This window comes from Ancylobacter sp. G4_0304 (genome assembly GCF_047501495.1).
Taxonomy (GTDB): domain Bacteria; phylum Pseudomonadota; class Alphaproteobacteria; order Rhizobiales; family Xanthobacteraceae; genus Ancylobacter.
In genome coordinates, this window is sequence record NZ_JAZDRM010000021.1 from 42,539 (window position 1) to 58,005 (window position 15,467).

Below are 15,467 nucleotides of genomic sequence, written 5' to 3' on the forward strand. Positions count from 1 at the left end.
GCTTTACGCGCAACGATTCGCCTGCCGGGCGTTCACGCCAGCGCGCGAATGAGAGCCAGACCGCCAAACACGCCGATCAGCGAGAGCGCGACCGAGCCGCCGACATAGAGCGCGGCAAGCCCCGCCTCCCCACGCTCCACCAGCAGCGCGGTCTCCAGCGAGAATGACGAGAAGGTCGTGAAGCCGCCGAGAATGCCGGTGATCGCGAACAGCCGCGTCGGCAATGCCCAGGGCGCCGCCATGCGGAACGCCAGCCAGCCCGCCAGGCAGCCGATGATGAAGGAGCCCAGCACGTTCACACACATGGTGGTGGCGGGAAACCCGGCACCCAGCAGGCGTGGCAGGAACATGTTGGCGCCATGGCGCAGCAGGCCGCCAATTCCGGCACCCACAAAGACCAACAGCAGTTCCTTCATTCCTTCCCCCGCCGTTCCGCGCGCAGCCTCGCCCAATAATCGAGCCGCTTCTTAACCTCGCGCTCGAAGCCGCGCTCATTGGGCCGGTAAAGGTCGAGATGGCCGTCCGGCGCCAGCTCCTGCGGGAAGAAGCTCTGCCCGGCATAGGCGTCCGGGTAATCGTGATCATATTGATAGCCGGCGTGGTAGCCGAGCTCCTTCATCAGCTTGGTCGGCGCATTGAGAATGTGCCGCGGCGGCTGCAGCGAGCCGGTCTTCTGCGCCAGCGCCATGGCGGCGTTGAAGGCGGAATAGGACGCGTTTGATTTCGGAGCGGTGGCGACATAGGCGATGGCCTGCGCCAGGAACAGCCTCCCTTCCGGCCAGCCGACCCGCTCGAAGGCGGTCCAGGCGGCGACCACCTGCGGCATGGCCTGCGGATCGGCCATTCCGACATCCTCGGAGGCCGCGCAGCACAGCCGGCGGAAGATGGTGCCGGGGTCCTCGCCGCCCACGATCATGCGCGCCGCCCAATACATGGCAGCGCTGGCATCCGAGCCGCGCAGGCTCTTATGGAAGCAGCTCAGGAGATTGTAGTGCTCGTCCTGAGCCTTGTCGTAGACCGGGGCGCGCTTCTGCATGGCGGCAGCCAGCGCGGCGACGTCGAGATCCGGCCCCGGCGGCAGCGACAGCAACTCTTCCACCAGCCCAAGAAGATAGCGCCCGTCGCCGTCCGCCATGCCGGAGAGCGCGGCCCGCGCTTCCGCGTCGACCGGAAGCCGCCGTCCCTCCAGCGCTTCGGCGCGCTCCAGCAGGCCCTCGATGGCCGCGGCGTCGAGCGGCTTGAACACCAGTACCCGCGCGCGCGACAGCAGGGCGGCGTTCAGCTCGAAGGACGGGTTCTCCGTGGTGGCGCCGATCAGGGTGACCGTGCCGTCCTCCATGACGGGAAGGAAACTGTCCTGCTGGGCGCGGTTGAAGCGGTGGATTTCGTCGACGAACAGCAAGGTCCCCTGCCCGATTGCACGGCGACCGCGCGCGGCCTCGAACACCTTCTTGAGGTCGGCGACGCCAGTGAAGATCGCGGAAATCTGCTCGAAATGCAGATCGGTCTGCCGCGCCAGCAGCCGCGCCACCGTGGTCTTGCCGGTGCCGGGCGGGCCCCAGAACACCAGCGAGCCAAGCGAATGATTGGCGATCATCCGCGTCAGCATGCCGCCCTCGCCCGTCAGGTGCTCCTGCCCGACCACCTCTGAGAGCTGCTGCGGACGCAGCCGGTCCGCCAGCGGCCGCGGAGCGGCGTTATCGAGGCCGGCAGAGGCGAACAGATCGGCCACCAGCCCTCACCCCGGAAGCATGGCGGTGAGCTTGCGCCCGCCGCGCTGGAGGGTGATGCGCCAGATCCGCGCGCGCTGGGCCGTGACCTGCGCGAGGTCGGCAGTGCGCGCGATCTCGGTGCCGTTCACCTCCAGCACCACATCGCCGGCACGCAGGTTGAAGCGCTCGGCCGGTGAATTCTCGGCGATGGCGGTCACCACCACGCCGGTCTCGACCTCGATTGTGCGCATTTCCTCGGCAACGGCGGGCGACAGGTTGACCACTGTCGCGCCGGCGAAGGGGGAGCGGTTGTCTAGCGTCAGCTCATCGCGCGGCGTGGTCTCCGGCGCCGATTGCAACGCGACGTCCAGCGACATCTCTCGGCCCTGCCGGATTATGCCGAGTTGCGTCGACCCGCCAAGCGGACGGGTGGCGAAACGGTAGCCGAAACCGTCTGGGTCCTCGATCGCCTGCCCCGCCACCGAGATGATCAGGTCGCCCGGCTTGAGCCCTGCGCCCGCCGCCGGGCTGCGCGGCACCACGCTCTGCACCAGCGCGCCGGTCGGGCGCGGCAGGTCGAGTCCTTCGGCGATATCGGCGGTGACCTTCTGGAGATTGGCGCCGAGCCACGGGCGGCGCACCACCTTGCTGCCGCCGAGCGCGGATTGCAGAACCACGCGCACCATGTCGGACGGAATCGCGAAGCCGATGCCCTGAGAGCCGCCAGAGCGCGAGAAGATGGCGGTATTGATGCCGACCACCCGGCCGGCGCCGTCGACCAGCGCGCCGCCCGAATTGCCGGGATTGATCGCGGCGTCGGTCTGGATGAAGAAGCCGTAATCGGTGATGCCGAGTTGGGTGCGGGCAAGCGCGGAGACAATGCCCTGCGTCACCGTCTGCCCGACGCCGAACGGATTACCGATGGCGAGCACGATGTCGCCGACCTCAAGATCGTCGGACGAGCCGAGCGTCGCGAACGGGAAGCCCCCCTTCCCGCCTTTCAACCGGAGGATGGCGAGGTCGGTGCGTGGATCGCGCAGCACCAGCTCGGCATCGAACTCGCGCTTGTCCGCCAGCGCGACCCGCACCTCGTCGGCGCCTTCGATGACATGGTTGTTGGTCACCACGATGCCACTGGGATCGACCAGCACGCCGGACCCCAGCGAACGCTGGATACGCTCGCTGGGCGCATCGAAGCCCGGCACGTCCGGGCCGCCGCGATCGCCGAAGAAGCGGCGGAAGAATGGGTCGTCCAGCAGCGGATTGTTCCGCGGCATGCTCTTCATCGCGTAGACGTTCACGATCGCTGGCGCGGTGCGCGCCACAACGGGAGCGAAGGACAGGCCAATCTCGGCGCGTGACACCGGCACACGCGGCTGCTGGGCCTGCGCGGGAACGATGGTGGCGACGAGGGTGAAAGCGAGGGCGAAGCGCGTCAGCATGTTCATGGCGCAGATATAAACCTCGCCCCATGGCGGAGAAAGGGCAGCGAGGCTCCACACGAGCCTTGCCGGCAACGAAAAAAGGGCGACCCGAGGGCCGCCCTTTTAAAATCCGTCGCAGACGAAGTGCCAGCGGCCCGATCAGGCCGCGACTTCCTCGGACTTGGTGGCTTCGTGGCGGGCGAGATCCGCCGCGCCCTTCGCCGACTCGTCGCGATCGACCAGCTCGATCACGGCGATGGCCGCCGAATCACCATGGCGGAAGCCCGCCTTGATGATGCGGGTGTAGCCGCCGTTGCGCTCCTTGTAGCGCGGGCCGATCACATCGAACAGCTTGCGCACCACGGCCACGTCGCGGACTTCCGCGATGGCCTGGCGGCGGGCATGCAGGCCGCCGCGCTTGCCGAGGGTGATCAGCTTCTCGACCACCGGGCGAAGGTCCTTGGCCTTCGGCAGGGTGGTGATGATCTGCTCATGGGTCAGGAGCGCCTGAGCCATGTTGGCAAACATGGCCTTGCGGTGTTCGGCGGTCCGGTTGAACCGGCGATAGGTCTTGCCGTGGTTCATGGCGAATTTCCTAAAATGCGGCGGCTTTCGAGCCGGGATAAGGGAGGAGCGGCTCGAACGCCGCGCGAATGCTCAGTAGTGATCTTCGAACCGCTTGGCGAGATCCTCGATGTTCTCCGGCGGCCAGCCCGGCACTTCCATGCCGAGGTGCAGGCCCATGGAGGCGAGAACTTCCTTGATCTCGTTCAGCGACTTGCGGCCGAAGTTCGGGGTACGGAGCATCTCCGCCTCGGTCTTCTGGATCAGGTCGCCGATATAGACGATGTTGTCGTTCTTCAGGCAGTTGGCGGAACGGACCGAAAGCTCCAGTTCGTCCACCTTCTTCAGCAGCGCGGGGTTGAACGGCAGCTCCTGCATCGCAGGGCTCTCGGTCTCGCGCTTGGGCTCCTCGAAATTCACGAAGATTTCGAGCTGGTCCTGCAGGATGCGCGCGGCAAAGGCAAGCGCGTCCTCGGGGCCGATCGAGCCGTTGGTCTCGATGGTCATGGTCAGCTTGTCATAATCGAGAATCTGGCCCTCGCGGGTGTTCTCGACCTTGTAGGAGACCTTCTTGACCGGGGAATACAGGCTGTCGACCGGGATCAGGCCGATCGGCGCGTCTTCCGGGCGGTTACGGTCGGACGCCACATAGCCCTTGCCGGTATCGACCGTGAACTCCATGCGGATCTCGGCGCCGTCGTCGAGGGTGCACAGCACCAGCTCGGGGTTCAGCACCTGCACGTCGCCGACAGTCTGGATGTCGCCGGCGGTCACGATGCCGGGACCCTGCTTCTTCACCACCATCCGCTTCGGGCCATCGCCGGCCATCTTGATGGCGATGTCCTTGATGTTGAGGATGATGTCGGTCACGTCCTCGCGAACGCCCGGGATCGAGGAGAACTCGTGCAGCACGCCGTCGATGTGGACAGACGTCACCGCCGCGCCCTGGAGCGAGGACAGGAGAATACGACGGAGCGCATTGCCGAGCGTCTGGCCGAAGCCGCGCTCCAGCGGCTCGGCGACCACGGTCGCGAGGCGCTTGGGATCGCTGCCCACGGCAACTTCGAGCTTCTCGGGCTTGATCAGCTCTTGCCAGTTCTTCTGAATCACTTGCGTCACCCTTGCTTGCGACAGCGCCCGGAACCTTCACCCGGCGGCGCCATCCCCGCCCAGCGGCGGGAGCGAATGCCAAACGCGGCGGCCCCGCGACGCCCGGCGTCGCGGGATTGAAACTGCGTCAGACGCGCCGACGCTTGCGCGGACGGCAACCATTGTGCGGGATCGGGGTCACGTCGCGGATCGACGTCACCATGAAGCCCGCCGCCTGGAAGGCGCGCAGCGCCGACTCGCGGCCGGAGCCGGGACCGGAGACCTCGACCTCGATGGTGCGCATGCCGTGCTCGGCAGCCTTGCGAGCGCAATCCTCGGCCGCGACCTGCGCGGCATAGGGGGTGGACTTGCGCGAACCCTTGAAGCCCATGGCGCCGGCCGAGGACCAGGCAATGGTGTTGCCCTGGGCGTCGGTGATGGTGATCATGGTGTTGTTGAACGACGCGTTCACATGGGCAACGCCCGACGCGATGTTCTTGCGCTCGCGGCGTTTAACGCGGGTAGCTTCCTTGGCCATAAATCTCTCGATCCTTCAGGCGCGCCCGTGATGCCAGGCGCTCGGGACAATAAATGTCATGCGGAACCGGCGGCGCGCTGCCGCCGGCGGTGGAGAGCGGGCGCGAAGCCCGCCCGCCTCACTTCTTCTTGCCGGCGATCGCCTTGGCGGGACCCTTGCGGGTGCGCGCGTTGGTGTGCGTACGCTGACCGCGCACCGGCAGGCCGCGGCGATGACGCAGGCCGCGATAGCAGCCAAGGTCCATCAGACGCTTGATGTTCATCGAAACTTCGCGACGCAGATCACCCTCGACGAGATAGTCGCGGTCGATGGTCTCGCGAATCTGAAGCACTTCCTGGTCGGTGAGCTGGTTCACGCGACGTTCGGCCGGAATGCCGACCTTCTCGACGATCTCGGACGCGAACTTCGCGCCGATGCCGTGAATGTACTGGAGCGCGATGACGACGCGCTTGTTGGTCGGAATGTTTACGCCTGCGATACGGGCCACGAGCCGTCTCCATCTGTACCGGGCAAGCCGGTGATACGTTCCGCCCCGCGTCCGGTGGAGGCCGGCCCTTGCGGGGATACGCGCGAAACCGATCGACATCTGCGAATGATGTCGATCGGCGACGCTCGCTTAAGTGAAGCGCGGCACATAGAGCGATTCACGCCCCATGTCAAGCGCCGCAGCAACTGCAATCCTCAGGCCGTCTCCAGAACCTGGGAAATCGCCTGCTCGACCTCGTCGATCGGGCGCATGCCATCAACCGCCACGAGAAGCCCGTGAGCCTGGTAATAGGGACCGACGACCGCGGTGTCGCGGTTGAAGGCTTCGAGGCGGGTCTTGAAGATCTCCGGGTCGTCATCCTTGCGCACCGGCTCGCCGCGTTCGGCAGCCTCGCGGGCGCGCTGGAGGATACGGCCGACCAGCTTCTCCTGGTCGACCTTGAACTCGATCACTGCGTCGAGCTTCAGGCCCTTCTCGGCGAGGATGCGATCCAGCGCCTCGGCCTGGGCCACAGTCCGCGGGAAGCCATCGAGGATAAAGCCATTGGCGGCGTCCGGCTGGTCGATTCGGTCCGAGATGATGCCGATCACGATGTCGTCGGAGACAAGCTGGCCGGCATCCATCACGGCCTTGGCCTTGAGGCCGATCGGCGTGCCATCGCGAACAGCCTCGCGCAGCATGTCGCCGGTCGAGAGCTGGACGATCCCGTGCCGGGCAACCAGGCGCTGCGCCTGCGTGCCCTTGCCCGCCCCCGGCGGACCGAGCAGAATCAACCTCATCGACGCTTCCCCCTGAGCTTTGCCTTCTTGACCAGCCCCTCATACTGATGGGCCAGCAGATGTCCCTGCACCTGCGCCACGGTATCCATCGTCACGCTCACCACGATGAGCAGCGAGGTGCCGCCGAAGTAGAAAGGCACCGCCGCGTAGGAAATGAGGATCTCCGGAAACAGGCAGACGATCGCAAGGTAAGCCGCACCGAGGACGGTGATGCGAGTCAGCACATAGTCGATATACTCGGCGGTGCGCTCACCCGGACGAATGCCAGGAATGAAGCCGCCATGCTTCTTGAGGTTGTCCGCGGTTTCGGTCGGGTTGAACACGATCGCGGTGTAGAAGAAGCAGAAGAAGACGATCAGCAGCACATACAGCAGCATGAACAGCGGCTGGCCGTGGCCAATCAGTGTCGTCACCGTCGTCAGCCACGCCGGGCCGGACCCCTGCGTGAAGCTCGCGACCGTGGTCGGGATCAGCAGCAGCGAGGAGGCGAAAATCGGCGGGATGACACCCGAGGTGTTGAGCTTCAGCGGCAGGTGCGAGGACTGGCCCTCATACACCTTGTTGCCGACCTGACGCTTCGGATACTGGATCAGCAGCCGGCGCTGGGCACGCTCGACGAACACGATGAACATGATCACCGCAGCAGCCATCAGCAGCACGGCGAGGATCAGGCCGGTCGACAGCGCGCCCTGGCGGCCGAGTTCCAGCGTGTTGACCATCGCGGCCGGGAGTTCCGCCACGATGCCCGCGAAAATGATCAGCGAGATGCCATTTCCGATGCCGCGCGAGGTGATCTGCTCACCGAGCCACATCAGGAACATCGTTCCGCCGGTCAGCGTGATCACGGTGGAGATGCGGAAGAACCAGCCGGGATCCGAAACCACGGCGCCCGAGCCCTCAAGGCCGACAGCGATGCCGTAGGACTGGAACACGGCGAGCACCACCGTGAGGTAGCGCGTGTACTGGTTGATGGTCTTGCGGCCCGCCTCGCCTTCCTTCTTCAGCGCTTCGAGCGTCGGGGAGACGGTGGTCAGCAGCTGGATGATGATGGAGGCGGAGATGTACGGCATGATGTTCAGGGCGAAGATCGCCATGCGCGAGACCGCGCCGCCCGAGAACATGTTGAACAAGCCGATAATGCCCTGAGACGCGGTGCGGAACACGTCGGCGAGCGCGTCGGGATTGATGCCCGGCATGGGGATGTAGGTGCCAAGCCGATACACGAGAAGCGCACCCAGTGTGAACCAGATGCGCTTCTTGAGTTCATCAGCTTTTGCGAGAGCACCGAAATTGAGGTTTGCCGCGAGTTGTTCCGCTGCGGAGGCCATATGGCTCGCTCCTCACTTGATGCCCTGAAAGGTAGTCTAGGCCTGAGGTAATCCTCAGGCCGCCGTTTCGCCAGCCTCGGCCTTGGCCGCAAGCAGCGTCACAGTGCCGCCGGCCTTCTCGATCGCTTCCACGGCCGACTTGGTGGCGTGGGCCACTTCGAGCTTGACCTTGGCCTTCAGCTCGCCCGAGCCGAGCACGCGCACGCCGGCCTTGGCGCGGCGCAGCACGCCGGAAGCCACCAGCGCCGCCTGGTCGACGGTCGCGGAAGCGTCGAGCTTGCCGGCCTCGATCGCGGTCTGGATGCGGCCGAGGGTGACCTCGTTCCAGTCCAGCGCGAAGATGTTGTTGAAGCCGCGCTTGGGCAGGCGACGATGCAGCGGCATCTGGCCGCCCTCGAAGCCCTTGATCGCGACGCCGGTACGCGAGGTCTGACCCTTCACGCCGCGGCCGCCGGTCTTGCCCTTGCCCGAACCGATGCCACGACCGACGCGCATGCGCTTCTTGCGCGCGCCTTCGTTGTCCTTGATGCCGTTGAGGCTGCTCATCGCCTGTCTCCTTTGCCCGTCGTCACGCTTCGACGACGCGCACCAGGTGGCGGACCTTGAAGATCATGCCACGCACGGCGGGGGTGTCTTCGAGCGTCGAACGACGCCCGAGCTTGTTGAGGCCGAGACCGATGAGGGTCGCCCGCTGCTCGCTGGGACGGCGGATCGGGCTGCCGGTCTGCTCGACGGTGATCTGCTTGGCGTTCGCCATGATGCGCTCCTATCAGTCGGTCGCTTCGGCGTCGTCGACGCGACGGCGCGACTGAAGCTGCGACACCTTGAGGCTCCGGCGCGCCGCGACGAGGCGCGGGCTGTCCTGGTTCTTCAGGGCGTCGAAGGTCGCGCGGACCATGTTGTACGGGTTGGACGAGCCAAACGACTTCGCCACCACGTCCTGCATGCCGAGCGTCTCGAAGACGGCGCGCATCGGGCCGCCAGCGATGATGCCGGTACCGGCCGGGGCCGCGCGCAGCACGACCTTGCCGGCGCCGTGATGGCCGTGCACGTCATGATGCAGGGTGCGGCCTTCGCGCAGCGGCACGCGGATCAGCGCGCGCTTGGCGGCTTCCGTGGCCTTGCGGATGGCTTCCGGCACTTCGCGGGCCTTGCCGTGGCCGAAGCCGACGCGGCCCTTCTGGTCGCCGACGACGACCAGGGCGGCGAAACCGAAACGACGGCCGCCCTTAACAACCTTGGCAACACGGTTGATGTGGACCAGCTTGTCCACGAACGTGTTGTCGCGATCCTCGCGTTCACGCTCACGTTCACGAGCCATGATCTTATCCTCAGTAGTTCCGCGGGGGATCCCGCTCGTGATCAGAAGTTGAGGCCGCCCTCGCGGGCGGCATCGGCGAGGGCCTTGACGCGGCCGTGATAGATGAAGGCGCCGCGGTCGAACACCACGTCCTTCACGCCGGCCGCGACGGCACGTTCCGCCACGAGCTTGCCGATAGCCTGGGCCGCCGCGACATCCGCGCCGGTCTTGAGGCTGCCCCGCAGATCCTTCTCAAGGGTCGACGCGGCGGCGATGGTCACGCCCTTCGCGTCGTCAATGATCTGCGCGTAGATGTGCTTCGACGAGCGATGCACCGAAAGGCGCGGCCGCCCGTTCGCCGTCGCGCGGATTGCGCGGCGGACACGCGCCTTGCGGCGCTCGGTAGCGTCCTGATGCTGTGCCATGTTCCGATTCCGTTACTTCTTCTTGCCTTCCTTGCGGAAGATGAATTCGCCGGCGTACTTGACGCCCTTGCCCTTATAGGGCTCGGGGCCGCGATACTCGCGGATCTCGGCGGCGACCTGACCGACCTTCTGGCGGTCGATACCGGACACGACGATCTCCGTCGGCTTCGGCGTTGCGATCTGGATGCCTTCCGGGATCGCGTAGATCACGTCGTGGCTGTAGCCGAGCGCGAGGTTCAGGTTCTTGCCCTGCACCGCGGCGCGATAGCCGACGCCGTTGATCTCAAGCTTCTTCTCGAAGCCCTTGGTGACGCCTTCGACGATGTTCGACACCAGCGTGCGGGAGAGGCCCCACATCGCGCGGTGACGGTTGGTCTCGCCGCGCGGCTTGAACTCGATCACGCCGTTCTCAAGGCTGGCGCCGATCTCGTCGACGATGGTGACTTCCAGGGCGCCCTTGGGGCCCTTGACCTTGACGGTCTGGCCGTCGACCGAGGCGGTGACGCCGGCGGGGACGGTAATGGGGGCTTTGCCGATCTTGGACATGTGCTCTCTCTCCTTCTCCGATCAGAAGACCGTGAAGAGGACCTCGCCGCCCACGTTCTTGTCGCGGGCTTCGTGGTCCGCCATCACGCCCTGCGGCGTGGAGACGACAGCGACGCCGAGACCGTTGGCGACGCGGGGAAGGGTCTTGACGGACGAGTAGACCCGGCGGCCGGGCTTCGACACGCGCGAAATCTCGCGGATCACGGGCTCGCCGTCATAGTACTTGAGCTCGATCTCGAACTCCGAACGTCCGTTCACCGGCTCAGACGCGGTGTAGCCGCGAATGAAGCCCTCGGTGGTCAGCACGTCCAGCACCGAGGCGCGCAGACGCGAGCCGGGGGTGGAGATCTTTTCCTTGCGACGCATCTGCGCATTGCGGATGCGGGTGATCAGGTCGCTGATCGGATCAGTGGTAGACATGGATCAGCCCTCCTCACCAGCTCGACTTGACAAGGCCGGGCACCTGGCCCTGCGAACCGAGCTCGCGCAGCGCGATACGGCTCATCTTCAGCTTGCGATAGAACGCACGCGGACGGCCGGTCACTTCGCAACGGTTGCGAACGCGGACCTGCGCCGAGTTGCGGGGCAGCTGGGCCAGCTTGAGAACCGCCGCGAAGCGCTCCTCGATCGGCAGTTCCTTGTTACTCACGAGGGCCTTGAGACGCGAACGCTTGCCGGCATAGCTCTTGGCGAGCTTCCGGCGGTGTTCGTTCTTCTCGACCGCGCTTTTCTTAGCCATGGTCTTGCTCCTAGTCTCCGCGTTTGGGGCTCCCGCCCCACAGCCGGAAGGGGATGCTTACTTCGCGATGAACGGGAAATTGAAGGCCTTGAGAAGCGCGCGCGCCTCGTCGTCGGTCTTCGCCGTCGTCACGACAATGATGTCCATGCCCCACATCTGATCAACCTTGTCGTAGTTGATCTCCGGGAACACGATGTGCTCCTTGATGCCCAGGGCATAATTGCCGCGGCCATCGAAGCTCTTGGGGTTCAGGCCGCGGAAGTCGCGCACGCGGGGCAGCGCGATGTTCACGAGACGGTCGACGAACTCATACATGCGGGTCTTGCGAAGGGTGACCTTCGCGCCGACCGGCTGGTTCTCGCGCAGCTTGAAGTTCGAGATCGCCTTCCGGGCCCGGGTGACGACCGGCTTCTGGCCGGCGATCAGCGCGAGGTCGCCAGCGGCGGTCTGCACCTTCTTGGTGTCGGCGGTGGCTTCACCCACGCCCATGTTGATGACGATCTTCTCGATCGTCGGCACTTCCATGGGGTTGGCGTAGCCGAACTGCTCGATCATGGCCTTGCGCACGACGGTCTCATAATGAGACTTCATGCGCGGAGTGTAGTTGGTCTCAGCCATCGATCTTCTCCCCCGAGCGCTTGGCGACGCGCACCTTGGTGCCATCCGCCTGCACAAGGAAGCCGACGCGGGTCGGCTTGCCGTCCTTAGGATCGGCGATCGCGATGTTCGACAGATCGATGGGAGCCTCCTTGGAGATAATCCCACCTTCCTGGTTCGCGGTCTGCCGCTGGTGACGCTTCACCAGGTTCACGCCGCGCACCTTCGCGGTGTTGTCCTTGGGAAGCACTTCAAACACTTCGCCGGTGCGGCCCTTGTCGCGGCCGGCGAGGACGACGACCTTGTCGCCCTTCTTGATCTTAGCGGCCATCAAAGCACCTCCGGCGCCAGCGAGATGATCTTCATGTGGTTCTTCGCGCGTAGCTCGCGCGGAACCGGTCCGAAGATACGCGTGCCGACCGGCTCCTTGTTGTTGTTGATCAGCACGGCCGCATTGCGATCGAAGCGGATAACCGTACCGTCCACGCGGCGGATGTCCTTGGCCGTGCGAACCACGACCGCCTTCATCACGTCGCCCTTCTTAACGCGGCCGCGCGGAATCGCTTCCTTCACCGACACCACGATGATGTCGCCGACATGAGCGTACTTACGCTTCGAACCGCCAAGCACCTTGATGCACATGACGCGACGCGCGCCGGAATTGTCCGCCACGTCGAGATTGGTCTGCATCTGGATCATGACGCACCTATTTCTCGTAAAATTGCGCGCTGCCGTAAGACCGGCGCACCCTCAACCCCGTTGCCGGGAAGCTCAGACTTCAACCCGCTTCTCGCCCTGGACCACGATCCAGTGCTTCAGCTTGGACAAGGGGCGGTGCTCCTCGATCCACACAGTGTCGCCTTCCTTCCAGGAGTTCGCCTCGTCATGGGCGTGGTACTTCTTGGAACGGCGGACGGTCTTCTTCAGAAGCGGATGAGTGAAACGACGCTCGACACGAACCACGACGGTCTTGTCCTGCTTGTCGCTCACCACGACGCCCTGCAGCAAACGCTTCGGCATCGCTGTCTCCTCACTTAGCCTGGGCCGCGACAGCGGCCTTCTGCACCTGAACGGTCTTGATCCGGGCGATATCGCGGCGGATCTGACGCACACGCGCGGTATTCTCGAGCTGGCCCGTCGCCTTCTGGAAGCGCAGGTTGAACTGTTCCTTCTTGAGCTTCAGCAGCTCGTCGGACAGCTCGTCAGCGGTCTTGGTCCGAATGTCGGAAGCCTTGGTCATCATATCCCCCGTCACTCGACGATACGTTCGACGAAGCGCGTCTTGATCGGCAGCTTGGCAGCGGCCAGCGTCAGCGCTTCCTTGGCGATCTCCTGGCTCACGCCATCGATCTCGAACATGATACGGCCGGGCTTGACCTTGGCGGCCCAATAATCGGGAGCGCCCTTGCCCTTACCCATGCGGACTTCGGTCGGCTTCGACGACACCGGCACATCGGGGAACACCCGAATCCACACCCGGCCCGCACGCTTCATGTGACGGGTCAGCGCGCGGCGCGCGGCTTCGATCTGGCGAGCGGTGACCCGCTCGGGTTCCAGCGCCTTCAGGCCAAACTGGCCGAAATTGAGGTCAGTCCCGCCCTTCGCAGTGCCGTTGATACGGCCCTTGAACTGCTTGCGGAACTTTGTGCGCTTCGGTTGCAGCATGTCGCGCCTCTTATTCCTTTATTGATCTCACGCCGCGTCGCGACGTGAAGAACGACCGCCCGAGGGCTCCTGCTCCGCCTGACGCTTGTCCTGCGCCATCGGATCATGCTCGAGAATCTCGCCCTTGAAGATCCAAACCTTGACACCGCAGGTGCCGTAGGTGGTGAAGGCGGTGGCCGTACCGTAATCCACGTCCGCGCGCAAGGTGTGAAGCGGCACGCGCCCTTCACGATACCATTCGAGACGCGCGATTTCCGCGCCGCCGAGACGGCCGGAGCAATTGATACGAATGCCTTCGGCGCCGAGACGCATCGCGGACTGCACGGCGCGCTTCATGGCGCGACGGAATGCCACACGGCGCTCAAGCTGCTGGGCGATCGATTCGGCGACGAGGCGCGCATCGATTTCCGGCTTCCGAATCTCGACGATGTTGATGAACACCTCGGAGGCGGTCATCTCCGAGACCTTCTTGCGCAGCTTGTCGATGTCCGCGCCCTTCTTGCCGATCACCACGCCCGGACGCGCCGAGTAGATGGTCACGCGGCACTTCTTGTGCGGACGCTCGATCACGATCTTGGAGACAGCCGCCTGCTTCAGCAGCTTCAGCAGCATCTCGCGGATCTTGATGTCTTCGTGCAGCAGCTGGCCGTACTCGCTCTTGCCGGCGAACCAGCGCGAGTCCCAGGTGCGGTTGATGCCGAGCCGGAGCCCGACCGGGTTGACCTTCTGACCCATCAGGCCTTCTCCTCGACTTCGCGCACCACGATGGTGATATGCGAGAACGGCTTCTCGATCCGGCTGGCGCGGCCACGGGCGCGGGCCGCGAAGCGCTTCATCACCAGACCCTTGCCGACATGGGCTTCCGCGACGATGAGATCGTCGACGTCCAGCTCATGATTGTTCTCGGCATTGGCGATCGCCGATTCCAGGCACTTCTTCACATCGCCCGCGATCCGCTTGCGGGAGAACTGCAGGTCAGCCAGAGCGCTGGCGACCTTCTTCCCCCGGATCAGGCCGGCGACGAGATTGAGCTTCTGGGGGCTGACGCGGAGATTGCGCGCAACCGCCTTGGCTTCCGTATCCGCGAGCGTGCGCGGACGAGCTGCCTTACCCATGACCCTGCCTCTACTTCCGCTTGGCTTTCTTGTCCGCCGCGTGCCCGTAATAGGTACGGGTCGGGGCGAACTCGCCGAACTTGTGGCCAACCATGTCTTCGCTCACCGAGACCGGGACATGCTTGTTGCCGTTGTAAACGCCGAACGTGACGCCCACGAACTGGGGCAGGATCGTGGAGCGACGGCTCCAGATCTTGACGACGTCATGACGACCCGAGCTGCGCGCGGCTTCCGCCTTCTTGAGGAGGTAGCCGTCGACGAACGGACCTTTCCAGACCGATCGAGACATAATTCAGATTCCCTCGCTCACTTCTTGCGGGCGTGACGGCTCGACAGGATGAACTTTCCGGTCGACTTGTTCTTCCGGGTCTTCTTGCCCTTGGTGGGGAAGCCCCAGGGAGTGACCGGATGGCGGCCACCCGAGGTGCGGCCTTCGCCGCCGCCGTGCGGATGGTCGACCGGGTTCATCGTGACACCACGGTTATGCGGCATGCGGCCCAGCCAGCGGCTGCGGCCGGCCTTGCCGAGATTGGTGTTCATGTGGTCGGCGTTCGACACCGCGCCGACGGTCGCGCAGCACTCGCCGTGCACCAGACGCTGCTCGCCGGAGTTCAGACGCAGGATCACGTAACCCTGGTCGCGACCGACGATCTGCGCATAGGCGCCGGCGGAGCGGGCGATCTGGCCGCCCTTCCCGATCTTCAGCTCGACATTGTGCACGATCGTGCCGACCGGCAGGTTGCCGAGCGGAGCCGTGTTGCCGGGCTTCACGTCCACGCTCTTGGCCGAGATCACCTTGTCGCCGACGGCGAGGCGCTGCGGGGCCAGGATGTAGGACAGCTCGCCGTCCTCATACTTGATGAGGGCAATGAACGCGGTGCGGTTCGGGTCGTACTCGATACGCTCGACCACGGCCGGCACGTCACGCTTGGCGCGCTTGAAGTCGACCAGGCGATAGGCCTGCTTGTGGCCGCCGCCACGGAAGCGGACGGTGACCCGGCCGGTGTTGTTGCGGCCGCCGGACTCGGACTTGCCTTCCGTCAGCGTCTTGACCGGCTTGCCCTTGTAAAGGCCCGAGCGGTCGACGATGACGAGCTGGCGAAGGCTCGGCGTTACCGGCTTGAAGGTTTTGAGCGCCATGTCTCTGATCCCCTATGCC

Annotated in this window: 26 protein-coding genes; all 26 read right to left on the reverse strand. The window is 65.0% G+C overall.

The features are described from left to right. Positions 1–32: 32 nt before the first annotated feature. The 26 genes from crcB to rplB all read right to left on the reverse strand — a co-directional run bounded on the left by crcB (position 33) and on the right by rplB (position 15,448). Positions 33–416: a fluoride efflux transporter CrcB gene (gene crcB, locus VRZ77_RS13380; protein WP_414593152.1), complete on the reverse strand. Its 384-nt coding sequence runs from the start codon at positions 414–416 to the stop codon at positions 33–35. Next, complete coding sequence (locus tag VRZ77_RS13385) at positions 413–1,732, reverse strand: replication-associated recombination protein A (protein ID WP_414593153.1); 1,320 nt, start codon at positions 1,730–1,732, stop codon at positions 413–415. The genes crcB and VRZ77_RS13385 overlap by 4 nt, the downstream gene beginning before the upstream one ends. Positions 1,733–1,738: 6 nt before the next feature. Further along, complete coding sequence (locus VRZ77_RS13390) at positions 1,739–3,160, reverse strand: DegQ family serine endoprotease (RefSeq protein WP_414593154.1); 1,422 nt, start codon at positions 3,158–3,160, stop codon at positions 1,739–1,741. 135 nt (positions 3,161–3,295) lie between these two features. Then, positions 3,296–3,721, reverse strand: coding sequence for a 50S ribosomal protein L17 (gene rplQ / locus VRZ77_RS13395; protein WP_414593155.1), 426 nt, complete (start codon positions 3,719–3,721; stop codon positions 3,296–3,298). A 72-nt stretch (positions 3,722–3,793) separates the two neighbouring features. Further along, the gene (locus tag VRZ77_RS13400) at positions 3,794–4,819 is read right to left on the reverse strand and encodes a DNA-directed RNA polymerase subunit alpha (protein WP_414593156.1); all 1,026 of its coding nucleotides are present in this window, start codon (positions 4,817–4,819) and stop codon (positions 3,794–3,796) included. A 118-nt stretch (positions 4,820–4,937) separates the two neighbouring features. Continuing rightward, entirely contained in the window at positions 4,938–5,327 is a 390-nt protein-coding gene (gene rpsK, locus VRZ77_RS13405) for a 30S ribosomal protein S11 (RefSeq protein ID WP_241616082.1), read from the reverse strand. 118 nt (positions 5,328–5,445) lie between these two features. Then, complete coding sequence (gene rpsM, locus VRZ77_RS13410) at positions 5,446–5,814, reverse strand: 30S ribosomal protein S13 (protein ID WP_414593157.1); 369 nt, start codon at positions 5,812–5,814, stop codon at positions 5,446–5,448. A gap of 194 nt (positions 5,815–6,008) precedes the next feature. Further along, on the reverse strand, positions 6,009–6,593 hold the full coding sequence (locus VRZ77_RS13415) for an adenylate kinase (protein ID WP_414593158.1): 585 nt from the start codon (positions 6,591–6,593) through the stop codon (positions 6,009–6,011). Continuing rightward, positions 6,590–7,921: a preprotein translocase subunit SecY gene (gene secY / locus VRZ77_RS13420; RefSeq protein WP_414593159.1), complete on the reverse strand. Its 1,332-nt coding sequence runs from the start codon at positions 7,919–7,921 to the stop codon at positions 6,590–6,592. The genes VRZ77_RS13415 and secY overlap by 4 nt, the downstream gene beginning before the upstream one ends. Positions 7,922–7,975: 54 nt before the next feature. Next, on the reverse strand, positions 7,976–8,467 hold the full coding sequence (rplO, locus tag VRZ77_RS13425) for a 50S ribosomal protein L15 (RefSeq protein ID WP_414593160.1): 492 nt from the start codon (positions 8,465–8,467) through the stop codon (positions 7,976–7,978). Positions 8,468–8,489: 22 nt separating this feature from the next. Then, a complete protein-coding gene (gene rpmD / locus VRZ77_RS13430) occupies positions 8,490–8,678 on the reverse strand; it encodes a 50S ribosomal protein L30 (RefSeq protein WP_414593161.1) in 189 nt (62 codons plus the stop codon). Between the two features lie 12 nt (positions 8,679–8,690). Continuing rightward, positions 8,691–9,242 (reverse strand): 30S ribosomal protein S5, encoded by a 552-nt coding sequence (gene rpsE / locus VRZ77_RS13435; RefSeq protein ID WP_241616076.1) that lies wholly within the window; start codon positions 9,240–9,242, stop codon positions 8,691–8,693. Between the two features lie 41 nt (positions 9,243–9,283). Beyond that, entirely contained in the window at positions 9,284–9,646 is a 363-nt protein-coding gene (gene rplR, locus VRZ77_RS13440; protein ID WP_414593162.1) for a 50S ribosomal protein L18, read from the reverse strand. Between the two features lie 12 nt (positions 9,647–9,658). Continuing rightward, a complete protein-coding gene (rplF, locus tag VRZ77_RS13445; protein ID WP_414593163.1) occupies positions 9,659–10,192 on the reverse strand; it encodes a 50S ribosomal protein L6 in 534 nt (177 codons plus the stop codon). Between the two features lie 21 nt (positions 10,193–10,213). Further along, entirely contained in the window at positions 10,214–10,612 is a 399-nt protein-coding gene (rpsH, locus tag VRZ77_RS13450) for a 30S ribosomal protein S8 (RefSeq protein ID WP_414593164.1), read from the reverse strand. A gap of 13 nt (positions 10,613–10,625) precedes the next feature. Continuing rightward, positions 10,626–10,931 (reverse strand): 30S ribosomal protein S14, encoded by a 306-nt coding sequence (gene rpsN / locus VRZ77_RS13455; RefSeq protein WP_414593165.1) that lies wholly within the window; start codon positions 10,929–10,931, stop codon positions 10,626–10,628. Positions 10,932–10,988: 57 nt separating this feature from the next. Continuing rightward, the gene (rplE, locus tag VRZ77_RS13460) at positions 10,989–11,549 is read right to left on the reverse strand and encodes a 50S ribosomal protein L5 (protein WP_414593166.1); all 561 of its coding nucleotides are present in this window, start codon (positions 11,547–11,549) and stop codon (positions 10,989–10,991) included. Continuing rightward, positions 11,542–11,859 (reverse strand): 50S ribosomal protein L24, encoded by a 318-nt coding sequence (rplX, locus tag VRZ77_RS13465; protein ID WP_414593167.1) that lies wholly within the window; start codon positions 11,857–11,859, stop codon positions 11,542–11,544. Before rplX ends, rplE begins: the two co-directional genes overlap by 8 nt. Continuing rightward, a complete protein-coding gene (rplN, locus tag VRZ77_RS13470) occupies positions 11,859–12,227 on the reverse strand; it encodes a 50S ribosomal protein L14 (protein WP_163073307.1) in 369 nt (122 codons plus the stop codon). The genes rplX and rplN overlap by 1 nt, the downstream gene beginning before the upstream one ends. Positions 12,228–12,299: 72 nt before the next feature. Beyond that, the gene (gene rpsQ, locus VRZ77_RS13475; RefSeq protein WP_241616069.1) at positions 12,300–12,548 is read right to left on the reverse strand and encodes a 30S ribosomal protein S17; all 249 of its coding nucleotides are present in this window, start codon (positions 12,546–12,548) and stop codon (positions 12,300–12,302) included. Positions 12,549–12,558: 10 nt separating this feature from the next. After that, the gene (gene rpmC, locus VRZ77_RS13480; RefSeq protein ID WP_414593168.1) at positions 12,559–12,768 is read right to left on the reverse strand and encodes a 50S ribosomal protein L29; all 210 of its coding nucleotides are present in this window, start codon (positions 12,766–12,768) and stop codon (positions 12,559–12,561) included. 11 nt (positions 12,769–12,779) lie between these two features. Further along, the gene (rplP, locus tag VRZ77_RS13485) at positions 12,780–13,193 is read right to left on the reverse strand and encodes a 50S ribosomal protein L16 (RefSeq protein ID WP_241616067.1); all 414 of its coding nucleotides are present in this window, start codon (positions 13,191–13,193) and stop codon (positions 12,780–12,782) included. Between the two features lie 27 nt (positions 13,194–13,220). Then, on the reverse strand, positions 13,221–13,928 hold the full coding sequence (gene rpsC, locus VRZ77_RS13490; RefSeq protein WP_414593169.1) for a 30S ribosomal protein S3: 708 nt from the start codon (positions 13,926–13,928) through the stop codon (positions 13,221–13,223). Then, positions 13,928–14,308 (reverse strand): 50S ribosomal protein L22, encoded by a 381-nt coding sequence (rplV, locus tag VRZ77_RS13495; RefSeq protein ID WP_414593170.1) that lies wholly within the window; start codon positions 14,306–14,308, stop codon positions 13,928–13,930. Before rplV ends, rpsC begins: the two co-directional genes overlap by 1 nt. 10 nt (positions 14,309–14,318) lie before the next feature. After that, positions 14,319–14,597, reverse strand: a complete 279-nt coding sequence (gene rpsS, locus VRZ77_RS13500) for a 30S ribosomal protein S19 (RefSeq protein WP_267582832.1) — start codon at positions 14,595–14,597, stop codon at positions 14,319–14,321. Positions 14,598–14,614: 17 nt separating this feature from the next. Continuing rightward, positions 14,615–15,448: a 50S ribosomal protein L2 gene (rplB, locus tag VRZ77_RS13505; RefSeq protein ID WP_414593171.1), complete on the reverse strand. Its 834-nt coding sequence runs from the start codon at positions 15,446–15,448 to the stop codon at positions 14,615–14,617. Positions 15,449–15,467 lie beyond the last annotated feature (19 nt).